The sequence below is a fragment of the Salmonella sp. SAL4457 genome (genome assembly GCF_046548235.1).
Classification (GTDB): domain Bacteria; phylum Pseudomonadota; class Gammaproteobacteria; order Enterobacterales; family Enterobacteriaceae; genus Salmonella; species Salmonella enterica.
On record NZ_JBGDZO010000957.1, the window covers coordinates 1 to 252 of the forward strand.

Annotated in this window: 1 protein-coding gene; it reads left to right on the plus strand. The window is 55.2% G+C overall.

Annotated elements, in window-relative coordinates; genetic code table 11:
* Positions 1–41 precede the first annotated feature (41 nt).
* On the plus strand, positions 42–252 hold a 211-nt coding region (locus ACLJNW_RS27030), incomplete at its 3' end, for a hypothetical protein (RefSeq protein WP_410961629.1).

Sequence of the window (252 nt, forward strand, 5' to 3'; positions counted from 1 at the left end):
AGGTAGTGACTGAGGCCGTCGAGGCTGAGGCTGAAGTGGGTATGTTTGGCCGGGTTGAACATCCGCTGTCCCCTGTTTCTCGAAAAACCTGCACGGCTGGCGTCCCTGTTCGCCGTGCTCGATCCGAAGTGCGTGATCGCGCGGATGCTACGTCAAAAAAACTGTGCAAATTGTTGCGCACATCGCCGGAAAACCGCGGCGCGCCTGACCCTCGACAGTATGTAACAAAATATTTCAGAAAAATCCGACGAG